Origin of the sequence: Halolactibacillus sp. JCM 19043 (assembly GCF_001310395.1) — a bacterium.
GTDB lineage: Bacteria > Bacillota > Bacilli > Bacillales > Amphibacillaceae > Halolactibacillus > Halolactibacillus miurensis.
In genome coordinates this window covers 34,748-57,265 of sequence record NZ_BAXD01000018.1, presented here as the reverse complement: position 1 = coordinate 57,265, position 22,518 = coordinate 34,748, and the positions used below count along the sequence as shown (strand labels likewise).

Here is a 22,518-nt window from a genome sequence, read left to right as displayed (position 1 = left end):
CTGATTTGTTCTTTTTTATTACGTATGTACACCTTCTTCAATTCTTTTTGCGCGGATAGAAGCGCCCGTCCTTGTTGAACAGCACTGGTCGCATAATAATCATTTAATCCGTAACGTTGTTTCAACTGTTGATGGATGGAGACGGAACTTTTCTCTTTCACGCCCCTAAGCTCCCGGACCTCCGCTTGATAACGAAAATGTTTGGCTTGATTAAACACCCGAAGGGTGTGATCCATGGACATAACAAAGTCAGGGTCGATCTTATACCTATATAAGCGATTTGAAAAAATGGCCTTCATGCCCATGATACCCATCCTCTCTTTGTTTTGTGACGGTCACTGTTAATGTTTTAATTATACCACGCGGAATATATGTTTGTCACTTCAAAAATATTCAAAAAATCGATTCATCACCCGCCTAGTGCTGACGCACTTGAGGAAGGTGTCTTCTCGCCCTAAAGCGATAAACTACCATGAAAATCAACCAGAAGGCCGATTGACTTTACCACTTATTCCCCTTACTATTATGAGAAGAAAAACTACAAGTAATCATAGAGAAATGAGGCTTTAGAAAATGAAAAAATCAGTCTATATCATCCTTGCTTTTGGCTTGATTTTGACGGCTTGTCGTAACGAAGATACAGAACCTGTTGATGATTCGGATATAAACCAACAAGATGAGGATAATGGCACAGACACAACAGAAAATAACCAAGAAAATGATGACGCAACAGAGGCGGACGATGAAACAGATGAAGATCCTGAGGCATCGGATGAGTCGGCAAATAATGGCGACCAAACAGCAGAGGACACACATCCGGACGACACGACAGATGACACCGAGTCATCACACGAGACTGACAATAGTGAATCGGGTGGACGTTATAGTTCAGATGATGCTATTCGCTTAGTAAAAGACTACCTAAAAGCAGAAGGTCTTTATATGGACATGACTTACCTATATGATGGTAAAGATGATAATGGCCATTACCGCATCCAAGTTTTTGAAGTGGTTGATCATGGTAATGGTGAAACGCATACCTCCACTTTTGATTGGTATTTTGTTGACCCTGAAACAGGAGACATTACCGCTTTATTTAATTCATAGATATTTAGGCGCGAGAAAGAGAGCACTCTTTTTTCGCGCGTTTTTGTCGTCGTCCTGTTATTCAGACGTATTGTGCTCTTCTTGTTTTGCTTTTCTATAATTATATACTAATTCAACAACTGTTATAATACTGGCAGCGACTAGAAAACCGTGCTTAAACCATGGCGGTAAAAAGTCTACTATATAACAACTACGATGCTGAGAATAATGACTGGCATTGTCCAGAGGTTACGCTTAAAACGTCGGCGATAGCTAGGTGATAGTAAGCGAACACAAAGCCTTTATCCTTCTTATGCCGTTTTCGATAAAACAACCAGAAGCCGAGATTAACAATAAGTACGATACTAATCGAAACGATCATAGGTATGTAATCAACCATATAAAAACTCCTTTCTAAATAACTCCACCTCCACTGTAACATATCTTTTTTGTAAAAAATAGCCACAAATCAGACTAGTACATAGTATCTTACTTGTGGCTATAATTGTGTTAGTACAAGGTGACTTTTGTTCGTGTCATCATTGATTCGTTGACCACGGTGAGTGTATCAAAATCAAATGCGGTCGCCATAATAGCTAAAGCATGCACCAGAGCGGTATCCTCTTCTATTTCACCAGTCACGGTCAACGTTATCTGAGCACCGGTTTCTTTTACATCAACGATCGTTACACCCTCAAAAACGCGTTTATACCCTTCTGGTGCGACAAAGGTTGCTGTCTTATTAAGCGTTTCTTCAAATGAGTCTAATTGTAGTGGTACCATGTCACGAATCGAGCGATATACAGGTGCCTGATAACCTTCTAACAAGGTCTCATTCGTGACCTCGACAACACCTGTCACAGCCATATCCTCTACTGGTAATGCTTCAATGAAACCTACCTGACCGTAATCGACACCCGCTTCACCATCTACCGTAAAGATAAAGGTATCGATATTATAAAATGCACCGAGTTGATAAAACATCTGATCGAGCATCATATGTTCAGCAGAGGCCAGAGACACAAACGGTTGTCCACCTTCAAAGTTCAGTGTCGCCTCTTTATCAGCTATCTCCACAGACATGAGTCCCGTAAATGCCTCATTCGTTGTTTGATCACTCAATTGTAAACTCATCATCAACGCCTCATCTTGGTTTAACGGATCGGCTGATGTCTCCATATGAATCAACATCATTTCCTCATTTTCATCAAACACATGCGTGACTACCGGGACTACTGCCTCATAGTCTACCTCTGTGTAACCATCGTCTTCTTCATCAGATGGTTCATCATCAGACTCCGTTTCTGTATCACCCTCTGTGTCTTCATCTGTTGGTTGTTCTGTCTCTGTCTCAGATGGTGTTTCAGCCCCTTGGTCCTCTGGTTCTTCTGACGTATTACACGCAACAACGGTGAGTAGAATCACTAACAATAAAGCCAATAGTTTTTTCATTGTTTTCCCCCTTTTTCTTCTCGCACCTCTCTACTTGTACTGTTCCCGTTTATGTCGGGTCATACACTGGTCTATTGATGCATTTTTTGTTTAAAACCCACCGCTTAAAGGGAATAGATGTAAAGACAAAAAAATAGCAGAAAGGAATGTGAGACTGTTGACACAGACGAAGGTTTTTCGTTTTCTTGTATATACGTTACTTATTCTAGCGATCTTGTATTTTCTATCATTAATTGATTTTATTCTTCAACCGATTGGGACTGTCATAACGTCCATCGCGCTACCGATTATTGGGGCGGGATTTTTGTTCTATGTGACCGAGCCATTGATTCGGTTGTTTGAACGCTTTAATATAAAGCGAATTTTCGCGGTTATACTTGTGTTTGTGGTGATTATGCTTGTCGTTGCCTTTAGCGTTTATTTCCTCATCCCAATGGTTCAAGAACAATTAAACAGACTATCAGATAACGCACCTGCTTTTCGTTCGTGGCTCGAGGAAGCCCTCCGTTGGGTTGAAACAAATCAACAATATATCCCTGATGAATTTAACACCTCGGTTGATGATATCATTGATCAACTAAGTGGTTATGCGCAAGAAGCCGTTGGCTCGATTTTTAATGCGATTGGGGCGATTTTTAACTTTGTTGTATCGTTTGTCCTCATCCCTTTTTTCTTATTCTTTATGTTAAAGGACTCAAAGAAATTCATCCCGTTTGTCACACAATTCTTTAGTCCAAAGAAAAAAGATAGTTTAGAACGTTTGTTTGCCTCCATTAATAATTCATTAGGCTCGTTCATTCAAGGGCAAATGATCATCAGCTTTAGCGTCGGAACAATGTTACTGATTGGTTACTTAATCGTTGGGCTTGAATATGCACTTATCCTGGCGATTTTTGCTTTGTTTATGAATGTGATTCCCTACCTTGGTCCTTGGCTTTCTGCCATTCCTGCTGTTCTGATTGGCTTTTTTCAAGACCCGATGACAGGCGTTTGGACGGCTGTTGTGATGATTGTCGTCCAGCAAATTGAAGGCAACCTGATTGAACCAAACGTGATGGGTAAAGTGTTAAATGTTCATCCTCTCACTGTTGTTGTCATTATGATTGCCGCTGGAGCGACGATTGGTTTTATCGGGTTTATCTTAGCCGTACCTATGTATGCCGTCACTAAAGCGACCGTCACGCATTTCTATCATGAATACTTGAATCATAAAAAGACATCGGAACAATATTTAATTTAAAGCGCATAGACAACCCGCCCAGAAACAGCTGTTTCTGGGCGGGTTAATTATCGTTATGGTTTAACTTTCATTAGACGCATACTATTAAGCGACACAAGTAAAGTCGCTCCGATATCTGACACAATCGCGATCCAAAGCGTTAACCAGCCAGGGATGACTAATAATAGCGCGACTAACTTAATGAGGAGTGAGAAAGTGACGTTTGCTTTTATAATCCGTAGGGATTGTCTACTTAAACGAACAGCAAAAGATAATAGCGTTAAATCATCGGTCATTAAAGCCATATCCGCTGTCTCAAGGGCTGTGTCTGTGCCTTTAGCTCCCATCGCAATACCCACACTTGCTTTAGCCATCGCAGGCGCATCATTGACACCATCACCGACCATGGCCACGTATTGATACTCAGTTGTCAGTTGTTCAATGACAGCTAACTTATCTTCAGGTAAGAGTTCCGACATGACATCATCTATTCCCAGTCTGTTGGCGATATCTGTTGCGGCACGGTGATTATCTCCCGTTAACATAACAGTTTTCTTTACACCTAAGTCATGAAGCTGACGTAATGTCTCGCGTGCATTCTCGTGTACCTCATCAGCAATGGCCATGTAGGCAAGGATTTGTGTGTCTTTTGTTACGACAACAACAGTTTGACCCTTTGTTTCTAACGCTTGAATGGCCTCACTGACTGATGGTGAGAGACTATCCATAAATCTTTTCGGACTTTCAACGGTATAGATGACCCCTTGGTCTTCACCTTTTATACCACGACCAGGTAAAGAAGTGATGGCTTTTAGCGGAAAAGCCATCGTTGGATCAATCAACGCTTCTGCCTTTGAAGTTAATGCCTTTGCGAGTGGATGCGTCGTATCCTTTTCTAAGCTGTAGACAATACGAAAGACATCTATTTCATTCACTCCATCCATCATGACAGTGTCCGTGACAAAGGGTTCGCCTTTGGTTAGCGTACCTGTTTTATCAAAAGCGATCGCACGTATGCGACCCAGTGTCTCTAAGTGAACACCACCTTTAATCAAGACACCGCGCTTAGCCGCGTTCCCAATCGCTGACACAATCGAAATAGGGGTAGAGACAACAAGGGCACATGGGCAACCGACAATTAAGATCGCCAACCCTTGATAGAACCACGTTGAGAAGTCCTGATTGAAAACAAGCGGAGGGACACTCATGACGACTACACTGATCAGCATAATCATCGGCGTGTACACTTTCGCAAACGCATCGATAAAACGCTCGGCTGGGGCTTTTTCTCCTTGCGCTTCTTCAACTAAATGAATGATTTTTTGTAACGTTGTATCTTCAACACGTTTGGTTACTTGAACGAGTAATAGGGCATCGGTATTGAGCGTTCCAGCATAGACATCGTCACCAGGGACTTTTTCTTCTGGCATACTCTCTCCGGTAATAGCCGCTTGGTTAATCAGTGAGGTTCCTTCTATAATTACGCCGTCCATCGCCAATTTTTCACCTGGCTTCACGACCATAACGTCCCCAATCTGAATCTCGTCAACATCCACCATCTCATCACCCGATGGGCGTCTGATTTGCGCTTGTGTTGGTGCCATATTCACGAGTGACGCTATCGACTGTCGCGCGCGGTCCATCGAATAAGCCTCAAGTAACTCACTTACTCTAAATAACATGACGACAATCCCTACTTCTAACCATTCACCAATGAGGACACCACCTATGACAGCTACCGTCATTAATGTTCGCATATCAAAGGTGAAACGGGTCAGATTCTTCATCCCGCTTTTAAAGAGTTGTAAACCTAATGTCGCACTTGAGACAAGAATAAGCATCGCTGTCATTGGATGACTATGACCACTCATGACACTTGAGACAATGCCTAACACCAAAAATAACACACCAAATAATTCTGTTTCATATTGTTGGTACCACGGCAATACTTCTGGTGTTTCAGTAGTTTGACTTGCTTTTTTTATACCATCTACCGATAGTTTTAATCCCTCAAACGCGCCTGCTTTTTCGAGCGCATCAATCGATACTTCACCACTGACAGTAATTTTTGATGCACCGAAATTAACTTTGGCATCATAAACACCAGGTAAGTCTTTCACGTTATTTTCAAAGGTCTTGGCACAGTTCGCACAAGAAAATCCTTTGACCCGATAGGTTTGTGCGTCAAAATCAGATGAGGTTGTCACGTCGTTCCACCTCTTTCTGGTGTACCAATCCAATCGTGATCAACGTCTTCACATGATCATCATCTAATTGATAATACACTTGTTTTCCTTCTTTGTAGCTTTTCGCTAGACCTAACTTCTTTAAGTGACGTAAATGGTGAGACGCTGTTGCTGTCGAGGAACCAATGATATGCGCAACATCACAGACACAGAGTTTATTTTCTTGCGTTAAGGCATAAGCAATCTTTAACCTTGTTTCATCACATAACGCTTTAAACATCTCGCTCACGGCTAAAATGTTTTCACTCTCAACCATTTCCTTGACGCGATAGACTTTATCTTCATTAAAAACCGCCACATCACATGTTTCTTTTGCTTGGTTTGTCATCTTAACACCCTTTCATTCAAACGTTCATTTGATTAACTTCATTTTAATCATCGTTTGAATGTTTGTCAATGATCGTTAATATGTTCATTCTCCCCCTTATCTCAAACTTGGCTTGTAAACACGTAACAGGCGTATGCCTAAGACATACGCCTGTTACTCTATACATATTAAGGAGGGATAAATTAATTTCTTACGCGTCGTTCTTTAAAGATGAGTGTGGTCCCACCCATTAGTAACAACATCATCCCTACAAGCATCAATAAGTAAAGGTTAGTTGCTGTTTTAGGTAAACGGTCCCCACTTTCATCTGTCTCAGCTGTTTCACTCTCTGAGCCCACTACTTCATCAGTATTCGTTGTATCTTCGGTAACATTTTCTTCATCCGTAGGTGTCTCATTTGTTGTTTCATCTGTTGACTCATCAGTTGGTGGTGTGTTTACTACCTCTTCAGAGTCCTCATTCGCATCAGTTACCACAAAGGTATCTGTACTAAATACAGCATACGTACTAAAGTGATCAACATCTACAACAACTTCACCGTCAACAACTTCACCGTCAACAAATTCTCCGCCAACGAGTTCCCAAGTCTTTGTTTCTGGATTAAAGTAGTACACTTTTAAAGTTGATGTATCAGCATCTGTGTCTTTAACTTTAAAACTCAAAGTAACGGGTGTTTCAAATATTTTTTTAACGACGCCGTTTTCACTAACGTTGAAGCTATAAACGTCACTTAAAGCATCGCTTTGATGTGTCAGACCTTCTTCATTACTCGGTGCGACATCAAAGGTAATATCGCCATTTAAGTTGCTTGCTGGCATAATCATTTGAACGCCTGCTTTTTCAATCTGGATTATCGCACCTTTATCTTTCAACATATCTAGTTGTTTTTTCGAAATTATTACCTTTGTGACTTTCCCATCTGTTATTTCAATCTTAAAGGGTTGATTTTTCTGAATGGCTTCAATTGCCTTATCATTCACGATAATCGTATCGCCATTAACATCTTGATCTTGGTCTTCATCTTCGTCTTGGTCCTCAACTTGATCTTGGTCCTCGTCTGGTGTACTGATTTCAGTGCCATATAGGTAATCACGTACACCAGCTAATTCAAATCTTACATTATCAATGAATATATCATGAGAATCAGCTGGTGCGCCTTCTAAAGCACCTAGAAGGAATTTAAGACCGACAATATCATCTTGTGGCATCGTTACTTCGTAGCTGTAGTTTTGTACTTCCTCTGTTAATGATACTGTTTCATTTAAAGAGCGTACATAACCGCCTGCTTCGCCATTATCAATCACCGCTTCAATATCACGAGCAGTAGTTGCATAAGCATCAAATGAGACGATGTAGGTTTGATCAGCTGTGACTGATTTCCCTTCTTGAGAAAGGGAAATATCCCATGGATTTGTGCCAACATGATCAATAGAAATTTTCGCCATCTCATCTTCTACAGTAAAATCAGCTTGTGATGGACCATCGTATTGACCTTGGTAATGCGTAATCCACCCTTCAAAACCTTGACTGAAATCGGCATTGTCTAATAAGAAGGCAGCTTCACTTGAACCCTCAACCTCTAAAACGATATTATCAATTGTCACTTCATGCGCGGGTAAGTCAGCAACACTTTCAATAGCACCAAGTAAGAATTTAAAATCAACGGTATCGTCTTCTGTCATCTCAAATGTGTACTCAAATGTTTGTGTATCTTCCGTTAGTGTCACAATATCTGAGAAGTAACGATGATAACCAGCATTTTCTACAACGACATCTACTTGACGCTCAACTGTTGACGATGCATCAAATGAAACGGTATAGGTTTCTCCTGCTTTTAAAGTCATCGCATTCTGCATTAACATTAAGTGGCATGGTTCCCAACCAGTGTTTTCAATATTTGCGACAAAAGTACCCTCTTCTACACCAAGCGTTGCGACAGACGTCGGTTCATGTTCGCCCTGATTATGGACACCAAAGTATTCTAAACCTTGATTGAATCGTCCATTACGTAATGGGAAACGCTCTCCTAATGTCAGACTTGTATTGTTGTTTGTTAGACGAATTAATTCGACATCATCTAACATCACATCCGCATCGCTTCCGCCTAAGAAGAAGACGAATTGACCATTTAAGTCTTCTACATCCGTCATCGTTAGTGTGATTGTTTTTGTTTCAAACACTTCCGTTAAAGCGACCGTTTCTTTTGCGTAAACGGTACTACCATCAGCGCTCACAAAACCAATCTCAATATCACGCGCTGCGTCTGTTTTTGCGTTAAATGTCAACTGATAGTCATCGGTTGGTGTGAATTGAAGGCCTGTTTGCGCTAATCTTAACGCCTCCGCACTATCTCCACCATCCGTGATTATGGCAGTAAATACGCGTGTATATTCAGGTACATACGCATTTGCCTCTGCAGATGGTGCCGCAATATCCCAGTAAGTTAACCGGTCCATCGCCCCTTGATCGAATGTTCCGTTATAAATATAGTTACCATTCGGTAATGGCTTCTTTGGATTACTCTCATTGTATGGGTCTACTGGATCTATTTCTTCCAATACAACGTGACCAATTGAGACACCTTGTGTATTGTTACCAACATTAAACTCAAGTCGAGCTAATGGGTCTGTATCATGCTGCATTTGGAAGACCATCTCATACGTTTGAACGTCCGTCGTTAAATCATAATCTTCACTTGGTGAATAAGCCGTCCAACCACGATTAGCACCGCCACCAATTTTGACATTGATTGGACGATTGGCATCCGCTTTCGCATCAAAACTTAACTTGTAATAGCGACCTTTACCTACGGTCACATTTTGAATAAGTTGCAATGAATACGTTTGACTGCCGCCATTCGTCACATCGATTTTTGCGAAGGTATCATCATTTATTGTCTCTGTACTAACAGAACCATCGCCACCGAACTCATCAAGCTTTAAGAAGTTCCAGTAAGTGGCGTCCCAGTTATTTGCGACGTCATCATTTGTCTGAAGCGTCGTAAAGCCTTCATTGTAATCTGTGTCATAGACATAGTTACCATCAACAGCTACTTTGGCATCTGCCGGTAGCTCTTCGGCCTCAAAAGAAGGTTCCATTGGCGCGTCATAACTGGCTTTTTCATATGCGCGTACATAGTCTACTTTTACTTGGTTAGGGAAAGCCGTCTCCTCATTAGGACCGCCGCCGTACCAACCACCGATAGCTAAGTTTAAAATCATATAAAAGTCTTGATCAAATGGCGCTGGGTAGCTAAACTTTGTTGCATTCGTACTATCTTTAGCACTCCAGTTGTTTAAAGTTTGATACAAGACATCGTTGACGTACCAGCGAATTTCGCCTGGTTCCCATTCCACCGCATAGGTGTTCATGTCTGTCGTGTCAAAACCATCTTCAAAATGATAGTCACTGGCTGTATACGTATTATTTGGCCACTGCGAGCCGTAGTGAATCGCCCCACCAACTTTATTAGGTGTCGCACCGGCATTCTCCATAATATCAATCTCACCTGATGCCGCCCAAGCACCATACACATCATCTTCTGGCATCATCCAAAAAGCTGGCCAAAATCCTTGACCTTCTGGTAAGGACATTCTCGCCTCAAAGCGACCGTAGGTTTGACTAAAGTTGCCTTTCGTGTGGATTTTGCCTGATGTGTAGTTGTATGTACCTTCACCATCTTCAACGACTTGTTTTTTCGCTTCAATGATTAATTGACCATTTTCCACACGTACATTATCTTCTTGATACGATTGTAATTCTTGGTTTCCCCAGCCAGGCACAAAGGTACCGTCAGGTTCGTAAAAACCGTTACCAATATCATATGACCAGATGTCAGTATCTAATATGTCACCTTCAAAGTTATCTTCAAACGTTAATTCCCAATCAGAGGTGTTTCCTTCCGCCATCAAATTTGGCGGCCCAATAAATAATAATGTGATAAATGCTAAAACAATCAGGCTACTTAAAGGTTTTTTCATCTACGTTCCTCCTTGATTTGTGTTTAAAACAGTGTACCCTTCCGGCATGTATGCTATTTTCGTATCACCTCCTTTAATTTTACGAAAATTCCGTCTTTTTTCAACGAAAGTTACGAAAGCGCTTTCTTTTTGTGTCATAAGAAAAGAGACCTTTCGATCTCTTTTCCCTATCACTAAGATAACTCACAACGAATTCTCGTCGCTTCTCCTTGACGTACCCAGTAAGCGATATCACCTTTAACTATCGCACTGTCTACTGTTTCTGTTGAACCATCGGTAAATGTAACAACGTAACGCTCAGGCTTAACTGCCGCTTCACCAAACGTATCTTGACGCGTTGGATTCACATAAGTAATCTCCGTCTGTCCTAAGAACGTAGCGGTTAGCTCGCCATTTTCTTTAAACATCCAACCTGCTAGCTGCGGGTTAAGTCTAAGGGCAAGTGTGTCGTCTTCTACTTCAAACGGCTTTCCACCTGTCATCATCACAAACCACATATTCATAAATTCAATCGTTGACCCACTCAGTCTAGCGACAAATCCCCGTCCATGAAGACTTGGATCTGGATTGGCTGAACTGGCGATAAATGAACTGTTCTCGAGAGTCGAGCGTCCATACTTCGCTGGGTCTAAGAACGGAATTAACGCTTGTTTCATATCAGTAAAGAATTCTTTCGTTAGACCAGATTTTAAAGTCGCAAGTAAATACTTGTACTCCATATGAAGGAAAACAGATTCATTCTCTAACCAACCCGGCGTAAAGGCGCCAGCCCGACCGAGCTCATCTGGTTCGTTCTTAATTGACATCGATGTTTTATACATACCTAATTTGTCATCGTAAACCGCTGATTGTTTCACTTGATCATATAAAGCTTTTGCTTCTTCTTGATTATCTTTTAACTTCAGTGCTTTAACTAAGCCTTCTAAGAAAGGCGTCACAGCTTTCGCCTCAAATTCAAGTGCACTCACATCAATTTTATCCGCTTCGGTATAGCTGACTTTTCCATCTTTCGCTTCAAAATAGAAGTATGTTGGAATCAGTTCAGCGTCAAATGCTTCTACTGCCATAATCGCTTGTTTAATACGATTATTAAGTAACGCCATGTTTTCACGTAAGCTTGCGGTTGTATAAGTGACTTCTTCACCTGAAAGTCCTTCGTAAATACGCTCGCGATAGTTCTCACGATGCGTCGATACTTCATGCCAATACGCTTGTTCAGTTAATTCACCGTTATTAAATGCTTGGATGGATTGAAGCACTTGTCTTAATAAATCACTCACTTCTATCGGTAACGAAATGTCTTCTGCCTCATCAATTGCAAGCATCAGATCAAATAGGCGTTTCACTTCATATAACTCTGACGTTGAAGCCCCAATCATCCTGGTAGCCATTTAATGAGTCATTCCAACCTGGCTTATCCGCTTCCATTTCAATGCCTAGTCCAAATGGCGCAAGTGTCGCCGTCTTTACAAGACCAAGCGTTAACAATTTACTATATAACGTTGTCTGATAGATACTACTTGGGTCTTTCATTACTTTAACCCAATCCGCTTCTGGCTTATCTTTATTCATGTGAAGCGCATGGTATTGTCTTAATTGTCCGTTCACTAACACATATTTATCTTCACGTTTTTTCACTTCAGCTGGGCTATTGAAGAAAATATAATCCTTAGTAAAGTATAGTTCTTCCGTTTTATCTGGATAAATCGCTAGATAACTTTCAATCAGATCTAGGTTATAAGTCCAGTGGTCAACCCAGAACCCTTCATGGAAGGCCGCTTCAAAGTTCTCTTTTGATTCACTTAGCACGTGTGCTAAGAACACGTCAAAATCTGTCTTTAACGAGATACGCTCGTCTTCAATAAAGTGTTTTAACTCACCTGGCGTGTAGCTTGACTTAAAGTACGTATTTAGCACCTGTTTATCTTCTTCATCAACATAAGCACTAAGGTCAAACGCTTGGGTATCTAACGTGAATCTAACCCCTTTAACACCGAGTGGGTTATACCCATCCAACTGAATCAAATTCATAAACATTTTCAAGTTATAATCTTTTACACGTGGTTCGAAAAACACATCACATCGTCTATTTTGGTTAATATCTCGGTAATTACCGTTCCCTTGAGAATAATACGTCGGGCTTAGCGAGAAGAAGTTATAGTCTCTTTCAAGGTCGCCGTGTTTACGTGAATAAAGATAATATATCGTTTCTTTATTATCGTGTGTCAACACATGAGGGAAACCACCACGCAAGCCATTATCTAAATAGCTCTGACGACTGTATGCATCAAATAACGGTTCATTTGTTGAACTCGTAATTGGGGCCGTAATATCATCCGTAATCGTAAGGGCTTCTGCTTTTTTCTCTTGAAGCATAGCAAAGTTTAGTTCTTCTTTTACGTACTGATTGACATGGTCTAAACCCGTCGCATAACCCACAACCGTCGACCACTGAATGCTTCCTTTAGACGTTAAACTTGTCTCAATTGGCGTAAACCCACCAGAGACACGATTCGTTGTTTGTTCTGTTTCTTTTGTGAGCGTTTGAAGTGGTTTTGTGTTAAATGGTACGGTCGTTTGTAATGTTGTATCCATACCAAATACGAGGTTTTTATCAATGATTGGTTTTGCGATTGTTTCCTTACCATCTTGATAAACGGTACTGTAATAGAAGTTTCCTTGGGTAATACTTTTTACTTCAGCAGAGTCTTCTGTACTGCCACGTAAGAAATAAAAGGGCATATGATTCTCTAAGTTTTTAACATCAAACCAACTTTTTAGTGTATTACCTAATTCTTTATAAGCCGCATTTTCAACACCGCTTGGGAAGATACTTGGTAAACCATCTAAGATTTCGAATTGACGAGTATTTTCTGCGAGGTTAGTAAATGCCACATCACGCACGAGACCGGCCACCGGTGTATTCGGTAATGCAAAGTAGTTAATGGTTAGTTTAAACTGATGAATGGGGTGGTGGTAATGCAGAGTTAACATGTTCTCAGCAATCTCCATCCGTGTATGCCCGGTTGTGTCATGCGCGGCGAATGGTTCAATGACAATAGTGTCGTCATCATTTAAAATTTTGATAAATGTTCTGAAACCTTGCGTTTGAACAAGTTGGTATGATTTATCTGCCGGTAAAAACTCCATAATGGCGTGATCTTTATCTTGGACACCAAAACTCGCAATCCCTTGACCGCGGTTAACGTAAAAGGCCCAGATCGGTAAGCCACTTTTGCCTGCCACTCCCGGCAAAAAACTGGAGAAGGTTGGCTGATGTGAATAATTTTCTATATTAAAATGGTGGTGTTGATCGAGTTGATACAAATAGATCCCTCACTTTCTTTATGCTATTATGCATTCAGAAGCATAGCTTTTGCTTCATTTTTTCGTTTAATTCGCTCAAAGCGAGATAGATGAATCGACATAATTAAATAACTAAACATACTAACACCAATAAATATTGTTACTTTAGGTAAGAAAATAAGAATAAGTGCATAAGCAACGATCCAAAATAACTGCATCAGCATTAATCCTGGTTCAGCGAACACGAGACTAAAGGCATTTTTCACGTATTGAAATCCTTTTAAATCATAATGAGCCATCACTGAAAATAAGTTAATAAATGTTAGTGTCAAAACAACAGCTCCTGCGATAAAGATACCCATCAAGTATACTTGAATGTTTTCAGGATAAAAGAATGGAATAAATTTAAAGTTGACATAGCCGATATAGCCGAGTAAAGCAAACAAGACTCCAAAACCATTTGATAATAGGAACATCTTTTTATAATAGCGGAAGAAATAAACTGGGATTGACACACCTTCTTTGCGATTAATTAAGTCACGCGAGACACTAAATACCGCAACAGTCGCAGGCATGAACCTAAAACTCCAAGGCCAAGGACAGTAAAAATAAACCATAAAACATTTAAAATAATAAATTGTGATAACCATCCAGCAACCATTTGAATTTTATTTGACATGTTTATTTCCTCCCATAAATTTTAAAAGTTAGCTCTTTACAGCACCTTCAGAAAGACTTTGAATAAAGAGTTTGTTGAACATTAAGAAGATGACAATCAGTGGTACTGTCGCCCAGAATGTCCCAGACATAATCATACCGTAGTCCATCTGACGCGCATCATTTAATGTACGTAACGCGACTTGTAGTGTATGCATGGAAGGCTCTCTTAAAACAGTTAATGGCCATAAGAAGTCGTTCCATGCTTGCATAAAGACGATAATACCAAGTGTCGCAAAAGCTGGTAAGACCGTTGGCGCAACAATATTCCAATAGATTCTAAATGTTGAACAACCGTCCATCTTAGCTGCTTCAATTAATTCATCAGGTACAGCGTCTTGAATGTATTGGCGCATCCAGAAAATACCGAACGCATTGATAAGCCTGGTACAATGACCGCTTGGAATGTGTTGATCCATTCTAACTGCGTCATGATATAGTATTGCGGGATTAATCCTAATTGCGGTGGAATCATCATCGTAATTAAGATTACTGAGAATAATAGTTTCTTACCTTTAAATTCTAATTTTGCAAAAGCATAACCTGCGAGTGAGCATAAGAATAACACACCAACAGTAATACTTGTTGAGACAAATAACGAGTTAGCCATTGAGCCGAAAAAGTCCATATTAGCTAAAACATTTTGAAAGTTATTAACTAAGTCGGCACCTGGTGTAAATGGCGGTGGGAACGAATTTATTTCCCTGTTGGTACGCGTTGCCATCGTAAACATCCAGTAAAACGGAAACAGTGACAAGAGCGAGCCGAATGTTAAAAAGAGATACACAAATGCTTTTTGAATGTTTCTTTTTTTTGTATGATTTTCTGTATTGTTCATTCTTTTCCCCTCCTATCGTGCTTTCTTTGTCCGACCGATACGGTTGGTTAACAGTAAGTTGACGCCTGTGAAAATGATAATGATAAAGAACAAGACAATCGCCGCAGCTGACGCTGTACCAAAGGCATTATAGACAAAGGCATCTTTCCAAAGGTAGGCTACCATCGTAATACCTTCTTGTCTCAAGTTGCGACCTAAGAAGACAAGTGGTTCAGTGAAGAGTTGTAGTGCCCCGATGGTTGCAGTGAAGACCACGAACGTGATTGTTGGTTTTAGCATCGGAATCGTAATCAGACGGATTTGTTGCCAAACTGTGGCCCCATCAATTTTAGCTGCTTCATATAAAGCATTTGGAATACTTTGCATTCCAGCTAAGAAGATGATGGTATTATAACCAACCCAACGCCAGAATACCATGATGGAAATCGTGATTTTAACTGGCCAGTCTGAATATTCCAGTTGATTGGTTCAATATCAAAGAAACTTAAAATATAGTTAATGAAACCAGCTTCTTGGTTACTAAAGATAACACCAAAGATAATAGCGACGGCTACAATAGAGGTTACATACGGTAGGAAAATCATCGTACGGAACGTATTTCTAAACTTAATCAAGGTTGAGTTTAAGGCAAAAGCTAGTAAAATACCGACAATAATCTGTGGTGCTGTCCCTAATAACCCAATAATAAAGGTGTTCTTAATCGCTTCATAAAAGATTGGATCAGTAAAAATAAAATTAAAGTTTTCCATTCCGACAAAGGTCATCTCACTTAAACCGTTCCATTTGAAGAAGGCTAAGTAGAAACTAAATAGCATCGGGAATAACCCGAATACAGCATAAAGTAAAAAAAACGGGGAGATAAATAAGTAGGCCGTCCGTGCAGTCTTCTTTTTTTCTTCGAGGCTTTTTTTCATGAGTGTCCCTCCTTAATATGGGTTAAAGAATATGGCCCAAACCATATTCTTTAACCAGTTTTGTTTTTATTGACGTGCTAATGCACTTTTCGCTTGTTCGATTGCTGCGTTCCATTCTTCATCAGGATCAGCACCCGCGTTTACGTTAGAAACGGCTTCTTGTAATACATCGTTTACAGTATAGTAACCTTTACCTTTGTATACAGGCACAACGGCTTCGGCTGCTTCAGAGAATACTTGCGCTGTTTTAATGCCACCAAAGAACTCATCTGAGTAATCTAAGAATTCAGGATCTTCATATACAGATGGCGCTGATGGGAAAAGACCGTAATCTAAGAATGATTTTAATTGTTGTTCTGGTGCTGTCATCCACTCAACAAAAGCATATGCTTCTTCTGGATGTTCAGATTCTGCAGGTACTGTTAAGTAAGAACCACCCCAGTTACCGGCACCTTCAGGAAGTGTTGTAATTGACCATACACCTGGTTCAGCGTTGTCTTTAATAACCCCTTGCATCCAAGCTGGGCCTAATAGTGTTGCATAAGTACCTTCACCCATACCTGCGAACCATTCTGGCGTCCATAGCTGAATATCACCAATAAGATCTTGTTCAATTAAGCTAACAGTGTAATCATAAGCGTTGCGGATATAGTCATGCTCTTCAACAATTAATTCATCTTCTGTGTTAAAGAAATGTTCCGGCGCTTGGTCACGGCGTGCGTTAAAGACAAGTTCCGCACCATCGGTCATTTGCTTACCTGTTTTTTCATAGATTTCTTGTGCGACACTTTCAAAATCTTCCCACGTTTGAATCATTTCACCAACAGCTTCTGGTGATGATTCTAAACCAGCTTCTTCAAATACGTCGGTACGGTAGTACATAACCGTTGGACCGATATCTGTTGGTAAACCAAACATGAATGAACCGTCGGCATTTTCACCTGTTTGCCATACCCAATCTAAGAAGTTTCCTTCAACGTCAGCTGCACCGTAATCTTTTAAATTATGGAATCTGTCTTCTGCATCACGGTAACGCTCTAATTGGTTTACCTCAACCATCGCAACGTCAGGCGCACCTGAACCAGCTGATAATGATGTAAATAAGTTATCGTGTAAATCGTTTTGGTCCATGTTTTGAAGTTCAATCGTCACATGTGGATTTGCTTCCATGTATTCTTCAATCAATACATCGTAACCTGTGTTACCAAACTCCCAAAAAGATAATGTGACATCCTCTTTTTCATCACCAGTATCACCTGATGTATCTTCTGTTGTATCGTCATTTGATGTATCGTCACTTGACGTATCATCGTCTCCTCCACACGCTGTCATCAATAACACACTCAGTAACCCTACTAAAAATACTTTTAATAATTTTGACATATTCATTTCCCCCTACTCTTATTAGCAATTCAAAGTTTTAAGCATTTTCAATCATTAACATGTTGTGATTATTGACTCACCCCCTTAAGTTCCCTCTTTCCTTTACAGTCAAACGACATTGTCATCCCTTTAGGAAACATTGATCACGCCAATTATCCGAAAGCGCTTTATAACTAATCCAAAAGATAATGCCTTCTCAACGATCCTGATTTCAGTATCTTTATTGGCAGCAGATACGTTGCGGAAAGCTTGATTAACATTGTCTCTTCAATCAATAAACGCACGATCGATGACTCAACGCCACGTTTATGATTTAGTATAATAATACATTTGAAAGCGCTTGCGAAACCGCTTTAGTAATTACTATAATAAAGACATAATGAACATTTGTCAACCGTTATTTGATGTTTTTTCGTTTTTTTCTTTGAGCGTCTCTATTAACTCATTTAACTGCATTGATTCCGCTTTCAAAGCCTCTGATTGCGAGGCAATTGCTGCCACACCATGTCGCTGTTCTTTAATCGCTTGATCAGATAAATTCAGTTGTTCGAAAGTTTGTTTAGATGAGACTTGCATCTCTCGAATGGCTTGTGAAAGTTGTTGATTTTCGTTAATCATAATCTGTAAACTATCGTAGTTTGTGTCCACATGATCGGTTAATTCATCAATGAACTGTTGCATTTTTTCTAAGACACTGATGTTCTTATCCATATTTTCTTTTTCAGTGGCAATTCCCTCACTTGACTGAATAAGACCCTCACTGACTTCTTCAGCACCGGTTTGAATGGTCGATAAAATATTGTTCATATCTGTGATTGATGCATTCACATCTTGGGATAGTTGACGAATTTCACTGGCAACAACCGCAAATCCTTTGCCTTTTTCACCGGCACGCGCCGCTTCTATTGAAGCATTTAATGATAATAGATTCGTTCGCTTGGCGATATCATTTACGAGCGCTGATAAATCCGATACTTGTCCAATATTTTCTTTTAGTTTCATAATTTCTTTAGTTGATTGATCAATTAATTCGTACATCGTGTTGATTTGATTCACCGATGCATTCATCACTTTAATACCTTGTTCGGTTTGAACAGAAACACCTTTAGATTTGTAGCGCATCTCGTTACTTTCTTCTTCGATGACACCGATTCGTTCATTAAATGTTTCTGAATAACTCACGATATCTTGTGTTAAATCTGACTGATGACGGACCGCCATCTTGAGCTCACCTACGTGCGACTTTACATCTTTATTTTTCGCTTGTAATGTGCGGGCACCTTCTTCCAGTTGGGTACTTTCTTCATTTAAATGGTTACTTACAGAAGATAAACGCTCAATCATACCTTTGAAGGTTGTTTGAACATTATTTAAAATTGAACCGAGTTTTGAGAATTCATCTGTCCCGTTGATTTCAATAGGTTCTGAAGTTAAATCCCCTTGCATTAATGCGTCACCAAACGTCGTGATGCTGTTCATTTTTTTCGTTACATCACGGTTTACGATTACGAGAATCACTGTCCCTATAACAAGCGAGATAGCAATCGCAATTAAAAAGATCAGCCGCGTATCCGTAAACCTTGTGAAAATGATACGTGTATCTTGCGCTAAATCTTCATCTACGATATTTTTTAATTCAGTCAAAGCAAAACTTGCTTGTGAATAATTACGTCCTGCATCTCTTAAAGTAAGAAAATCAAGCTGTTCGGTTTTATCACGATCTCTAATTTGAATATAATCTTGATACAACGTTCTAATCTGTTGATCTTGGGCGATCACGACATCAAACAACTGTCTTTCTTCTTGTTTTGTGATGTGTTGATTTACTTCTTCTGCTAATTGATCAAACGTTTTTACTGTATCATTAAATTGATTGACCTGAGTGGTATCCGGAGCAACCATATAACGGCTCAGTAAGACAAATCGCTCTTGAATAAGGATGTCCATTTCGTTTAATTTATCCATTTGATGGACTTCTTCATTCATCTCATTCACTTTTGTTTCAACATCAATTAAATAATACGTTATAAGACCAGCAGAAGCTAAAAACAAGGCAATCGTAATGACGTAGACGAGCGAGTATTTCCACCCAATACTTCTATTTTTCCATAACATACATTCACCACCTAAAGCGCTTTCTGTATTTGTTAAAAAATATGTAGCGAGTTATAATTCGCTACATGAATCTCGTTTAATTAATGAGACAGGTACAACTTCTTTAATATATGAAGCATTTTTGCCATTAATACTATTTAACAATATTTTTGCCGCATCCGCACCAATCTTATCGACATTTTGTTTTACTGTCGTTAATTTCGGGGTAATGTAATCTGACCATTCGACATTGTCATATCCGATAATGGATATATCTTCAGGTACCCGAAGGCCTGCTTCTTTAATTGCTTCCATCGCACCAAGCGCCATCGTATCTGAGCTTGCAAAGACTGCTGTTGGCCGCTCACTTAAAACAAGCAACTGTTGCATCGCTTCCTTTCCACCTTCAACGGAGAAGAAACCTCCATTGACGATATAGGATGGCGGAATTTGGATACCTAACTGTTTTGTAGCTTTTAAGAAGCCTTTCATACGTTCAATCCCCGAAAAGGTATTTTGATGTCCCGCAATATGTGCAATTTTCTTGTGGCCTAATGCCATTAAATATTTCAGTGCCATTTCTGTCCCTTGATAATTATCACTATAAATAACATTAGTATTCGCGCTGTCTAAGTCGACAATAACCGATGGTAAATCAGATTCTATCACTTTTTCAAGTTCATCATCATCATTTTCAGAACTAAAGACAACGACACCATCAACCCCGCGGTATTTGAAGTGATCAAGATAACTCTTCTTCTCATCACCAATTTTATTGGCAATAAATAATAAATCATACCCTTCTAATTCAACCACTTGTTTAAACGATTGAATAATGGCACTGAAGAAAGAGTGTTTAAGTCCTATGCCTAATGACTCCATATAAATAACACCTAGTGTATAAGATTTTTTCGTTGTCAATGTTCTTGCATAAGAACTCGGATAATATCCCATTTCATCAACGGTTTTAAGTATTTTTTCCCTTGTTTTTTTACCTACATCAGGATAATTATTCAATACTTTTGACACAGTCGTAATAGAGAATCCTGTTGCTTTGGCGATATCATAAATTGTGACAGCCATTGTTTACACCTCCCTTAGAAAACGAAAGCGTTTTCGTCTCTATTATAAATACCATTTATAACTAAAGTCAAGCCTTCTTTATGCTTTTACGAAAACTTTCGCTGTTAATTTTCGATGCACCAACATGACTCGACAGTGCGATAGCATACAAATCACTGTTTTTATGATAAAATAAACCTAAAGACCTAATGTGAAAAAAGGCGGGGTGAGGATATGCAAAATTACTTAAGAAATCGGCGGATTGTTTTAAGCTTTAGTTTAGCCTTTTTATTAATATTTATTATGTTTTCATATATTCACCGCTCAGATACACTAAAGCTTTTACCTGATCGCTTCACGACACTAAATGATAACTGGGATATCTACTTTGGGGAGATGTATGTTCAGACTGTTGATTTACCCGCAGAGATTAACGTAGGAGAAAACACGACCTACTTTGCGACAACTACTCTACCTGATACACCTAATAGTTATGATCATCTTCTGATACGGGCATCACTTCAGGACCTTGTTGTTTATTTAGATGGCGAGAAGATCCATGAAAAAATTAATAACCGCAACGGTTTGTTTCGAACACCTTTGACCAGTTCTTGGGAGCTCGTCTATTTACCTCATAATTATCAAGGTAAATCGCTCGCGTTGGAAATTCGCTCTGAAACAAAGGCGTTTGCCGGAACCATTAATCCCATTCATATTGGTTCAGCGGATGCCATGTTGTTTGATATGATTAAAAATCAAAGCTTAAACTTTACCGTTGGATTAGTTTTATTTATTCTCGCTCTTACTTGTTTAATGATTGCTTTATCCCAACGAAAATTTGGCGATAACCGGCTATTATACCTAGGTTTACTTAGTTTAACAACGAGTCTATGGATTATTGGGGAATCAAAACTTCTTCAATTTATGACGGGCAATCCATTTATTATTGGTAGCATCAGTTACTTAATGGTTCCGCTCATTGTCAGTTTTATTGCCTTATACATTAAAGAAGTTATTACGAAACGCTTTATCCATTTATTTCGTGGAGTAGCGGTTACTTTTTGGATGATTGCCTTATTAATGTTAGTACTCCAACAATTCAATCTGTTAAATTTCATTGAATTAATGGCGATCTTATTAAGTGTCATTTTAATAGCTGCCATTATTCAAGTAACCGCTCTACTATACGAATATCACTACGATAAAAACGAAGAAATTAAAAAAGTCGCGCGTTACGTGGCACTTTTAATCATCTCATTTATACTTGAAGCCGTTTTATTTTACACTAAAACTTTTCAATCGATCTCTAGCATGTTACTGATAGGAGTTTTGATATTTTTTATTCTCTTATTTATCGACACATATAAGTATATCAAACAAAGTGCTGAACAAACGCGTAAAAATCAATTGCTTGAAACACTCGCCTATCAAGACTTACTCACAGACGGATTAAATCGAACCGCTTATGAACGTGATCTAAAGAAAAGACTTGAGGAAGAGAAGTTTTTCCGGTTAGTGCTGATCGATTTAAATCACCTCAAATATATTAACGATAACTTCGGACATACAAGCGGTGACCATGCGATTAAGACCGTCTATCAAGCTTTACTTGATTCTTTCGAAGACGAACATTGTTATCGCATCGGTGGGGATGAATTTGTTGTGTTAAGCGATCGATTGGACAAACACCTTCATCAGCGCCAACTGATTACTTTACGAAAACAGCTAAACGAACACTCACATAGTCTGCCTTATACTATTGATGTTGCCGTTGGAAGTGACGTTTTCAACAAAGATGAGTGGCCAAGTTATACCCCATTCTATCATCATGTTGACCAGTTAATGTACCAGAATAAAATTGAACGCAAAACACGAAGCTAACTTTATCTTTAG

General features: G+C 39.5%; 15 protein-coding genes and 3 pseudogenes. 3 read left to right on the top strand and 15 right to left on the bottom strand.

Annotated elements, in window-relative coordinates:
- A pseudogene (locus JCM19043_RS09775) lies at window positions 1-305 on the bottom strand (hypothetical protein); the annotation flags it as partial.
- Between the two features lie 268 nt (window positions 306-573).
- Between JCM19043_RS09775 and JCM19043_RS09770 the strand changes: the two are divergent.
- Window positions 574-1,107, top strand: coding sequence for a hypothetical protein (locus JCM19043_RS09770; protein ID WP_062322108.1), 534 nt, complete (start codon window positions 574-576; stop codon window positions 1,105-1,107).
- Window positions 1,108-1,297: 190 nt separating this feature from the next.
- On the opposite strand, the gene JCM19043_RS09765 is transcribed toward JCM19043_RS09770, so the two are convergent.
- Together JCM19043_RS09765 and JCM19043_RS09760 are read right to left on the bottom strand one after the other, a co-directional pair.
- Entirely contained in the window at window positions 1,298-1,486 is a 189-nt protein-coding gene (locus tag JCM19043_RS09765) for a hypothetical protein (RefSeq protein WP_062322106.1), read from the bottom strand.
- Window positions 1,487-1,596: 110 nt separating this feature from the next.
- On the bottom strand, window positions 1,597-2,538 hold the full coding sequence (locus tag JCM19043_RS09760; RefSeq protein WP_062322104.1) for a hypothetical protein: 942 nt from the start codon (window positions 2,536-2,538) through the stop codon (window positions 1,597-1,599).
- 148 nt (window positions 2,539-2,686) lie between these two features.
- Between JCM19043_RS09760 and JCM19043_RS09755 the strand changes: the two genes are divergently transcribed.
- Window positions 2,687-3,778, top strand: a complete 1,092-nt coding sequence (locus tag JCM19043_RS09755; RefSeq protein WP_231631490.1) for an AI-2E family transporter — start codon at window positions 2,687-2,689, stop codon at window positions 3,776-3,778.
- Between the two features lie 53 nt (window positions 3,779-3,831).
- On the opposite strand, the gene JCM19043_RS09750 is transcribed toward JCM19043_RS09755, so the two are convergent.
- The 12 genes and pseudogenes from JCM19043_RS09750 to JCM19043_RS09705 form a co-directional block, all read right to left on the bottom strand.
- The gene (locus JCM19043_RS09750) at window positions 3,832-5,964 is read right to left on the bottom strand and encodes a heavy metal translocating P-type ATPase (RefSeq protein ID WP_062322099.1); all 2,133 of its coding nucleotides are present in this window, start codon (window positions 5,962-5,964) and stop codon (window positions 3,832-3,834) included.
- Window positions 5,948-6,331: a metalloregulator ArsR/SmtB family transcription factor gene (locus JCM19043_RS09745; protein WP_062322097.1), complete on the bottom strand. Its 384-nt coding sequence runs from the start codon at window positions 6,329-6,331 to the stop codon at window positions 5,948-5,950. The genes JCM19043_RS09750 and JCM19043_RS09745 overlap by 17 nt, the downstream gene beginning before the upstream one ends.
- Window positions 6,332-6,513: 182 nt before the next feature.
- On the bottom strand, window positions 6,514-10,311 hold the full coding sequence (locus JCM19043_RS09740; RefSeq protein WP_062322095.1) for a carbohydrate binding domain-containing protein: 3,798 nt from the start codon (window positions 10,309-10,311) through the stop codon (window positions 6,514-6,516).
- A gap of 173 nt (window positions 10,312-10,484) precedes the next feature.
- Window positions 10,485-11,702, bottom strand: a complete 1,218-nt coding sequence (locus tag JCM19043_RS17650) for a hypothetical protein (RefSeq protein WP_231631489.1) — start codon at window positions 11,700-11,702, stop codon at window positions 10,485-10,487.
- The gene (locus JCM19043_RS17645) at window positions 11,659-13,638 is read right to left on the bottom strand and encodes a hypothetical protein (protein WP_231631488.1); all 1,980 of its coding nucleotides are present in this window, start codon (window positions 13,636-13,638) and stop codon (window positions 11,659-11,661) included. The genes JCM19043_RS17650 and JCM19043_RS17645 overlap by 44 nt, the downstream gene beginning before the upstream one ends.
- Before the next feature lie 26 nt (window positions 13,639-13,664).
- On the bottom strand, window positions 13,665-14,192 hold the full coding sequence (locus JCM19043_RS09730; RefSeq protein ID WP_062322093.1) for a YesL family protein: 528 nt from the start codon (window positions 14,190-14,192) through the stop codon (window positions 13,665-13,667).
- A complete protein-coding gene (locus JCM19043_RS16890) occupies window positions 14,150-14,296 on the bottom strand; it encodes a hypothetical protein (protein ID WP_197274792.1) in 147 nt (48 codons plus the stop codon). The genes JCM19043_RS09730 and JCM19043_RS16890 overlap by 43 nt, the downstream gene beginning before the upstream one ends.
- A 28-nt stretch (window positions 14,297-14,324) precedes the next feature.
- A pseudogene (locus tag JCM19043_RS09725) lies at window positions 14,325-15,172 on the bottom strand (carbohydrate ABC transporter permease).
- Between the two features lie 12 nt (window positions 15,173-15,184).
- Window positions 15,185-16,086: pseudogene (locus tag JCM19043_RS09720) on the bottom strand (carbohydrate ABC transporter permease).
- 66 nt (window positions 16,087-16,152) lie between these two features.
- Complete coding sequence (locus tag JCM19043_RS09715) at window positions 16,153-17,469, bottom strand: extracellular solute-binding protein (protein WP_062322091.1); 1,317 nt, start codon at window positions 17,467-17,469, stop codon at window positions 16,153-16,155.
- Between the two features lie 390 nt (window positions 17,470-17,859).
- Window positions 17,860-19,584, bottom strand: coding sequence for a methyl-accepting chemotaxis protein (locus JCM19043_RS09710; protein ID WP_062322088.1), 1,725 nt, complete (start codon window positions 19,582-19,584; stop codon window positions 17,860-17,862).
- A 51-nt stretch (window positions 19,585-19,635) separates the two neighbouring features.
- The gene (locus tag JCM19043_RS09705) at window positions 19,636-20,646 is read right to left on the bottom strand and encodes a LacI family DNA-binding transcriptional regulator (protein ID WP_062322086.1); all 1,011 of its coding nucleotides are present in this window, start codon (window positions 20,644-20,646) and stop codon (window positions 19,636-19,638) included.
- Between the two features lie 213 nt (window positions 20,647-20,859).
- On the opposite strand from JCM19043_RS09705, the gene JCM19043_RS09700 reads away from it, so the two are divergent.
- Window positions 20,860-22,506: a GGDEF domain-containing protein gene (locus JCM19043_RS09700; protein WP_062322084.1), complete on the top strand. Its 1,647-nt coding sequence runs from the start codon at window positions 20,860-20,862 to the stop codon at window positions 22,504-22,506.
- The last annotated feature ends 12 nt before the right edge of the window (window positions 22,507-22,518 follow it).

Coding starts and splice junctions, on each gene's coding strand:
- JCM19043_RS09770 (WP_062322108.1), top strand. CDS start 574: ATGAAAAAATCAGTCTATATCATCCTTGCTTTTGGCTTGATTTTGACG.
- JCM19043_RS09765 (WP_062322106.1), bottom strand. CDS start 1,486: ATGGTTGATTACATACCTATGATCGTTTCGATTAGTATCGTACTTATT.
- JCM19043_RS09760 (WP_062322104.1), bottom strand. CDS start 2,538: ATGAAAAAACTATTGGCTTTATTGTTAGTGATTCTACTCACCGTTGTT.
- JCM19043_RS09745 (WP_062322097.1), bottom strand. CDS start 6,331: ATGACAAACCAAGCAAAAGAAACATGTGATGTGGCGGTTTTTAATGAA.
- JCM19043_RS09740 (WP_062322095.1), bottom strand. CDS start 10,311: ATGAAAAAACCTTTAAGTAGCCTGATTGTTTTAGCATTTATCACATTA.
- JCM19043_RS17650 (WP_231631489.1), bottom strand. CDS start 11,702: ATGGCTACCAGGATGATTGGGGCTTCAACGTCAGAGTTATATGAAGTG.
- JCM19043_RS09730 (WP_062322093.1), bottom strand. CDS start 14,192: ATGCCTGCGACTGTTGCGGTATTTAGTGTCTCGCGTGACTTAATTAAT.
- JCM19043_RS16890 (WP_197274792.1), bottom strand. CDS start 14,296: ATGTCAAATAAAATTCAAATGGTTGCTGGATGGTTATCACAATTTATT.
- JCM19043_RS09715 (WP_062322091.1), bottom strand. CDS start 17,469: ATGTCAAAATTATTAAAAGTATTTTTAGTAGGGTTACTGAGTGTGTTA.
- JCM19043_RS09710 (WP_062322088.1), bottom strand. CDS start 19,584: ATGTTATGGAAAAATAGAAGTATTGGGTGGAAATACTCGCTCGTCTAC.
- JCM19043_RS09705 (WP_062322086.1), bottom strand. CDS start 20,646: ATGGCTGTCACAATTTATGATATCGCCAAAGCAACAGGATTCTCTATT.
- JCM19043_RS09700 (WP_062322084.1), top strand. CDS start 20,860: ATGCAAAATTACTTAAGAAATCGGCGGATTGTTTTAAGCTTTAGTTTA.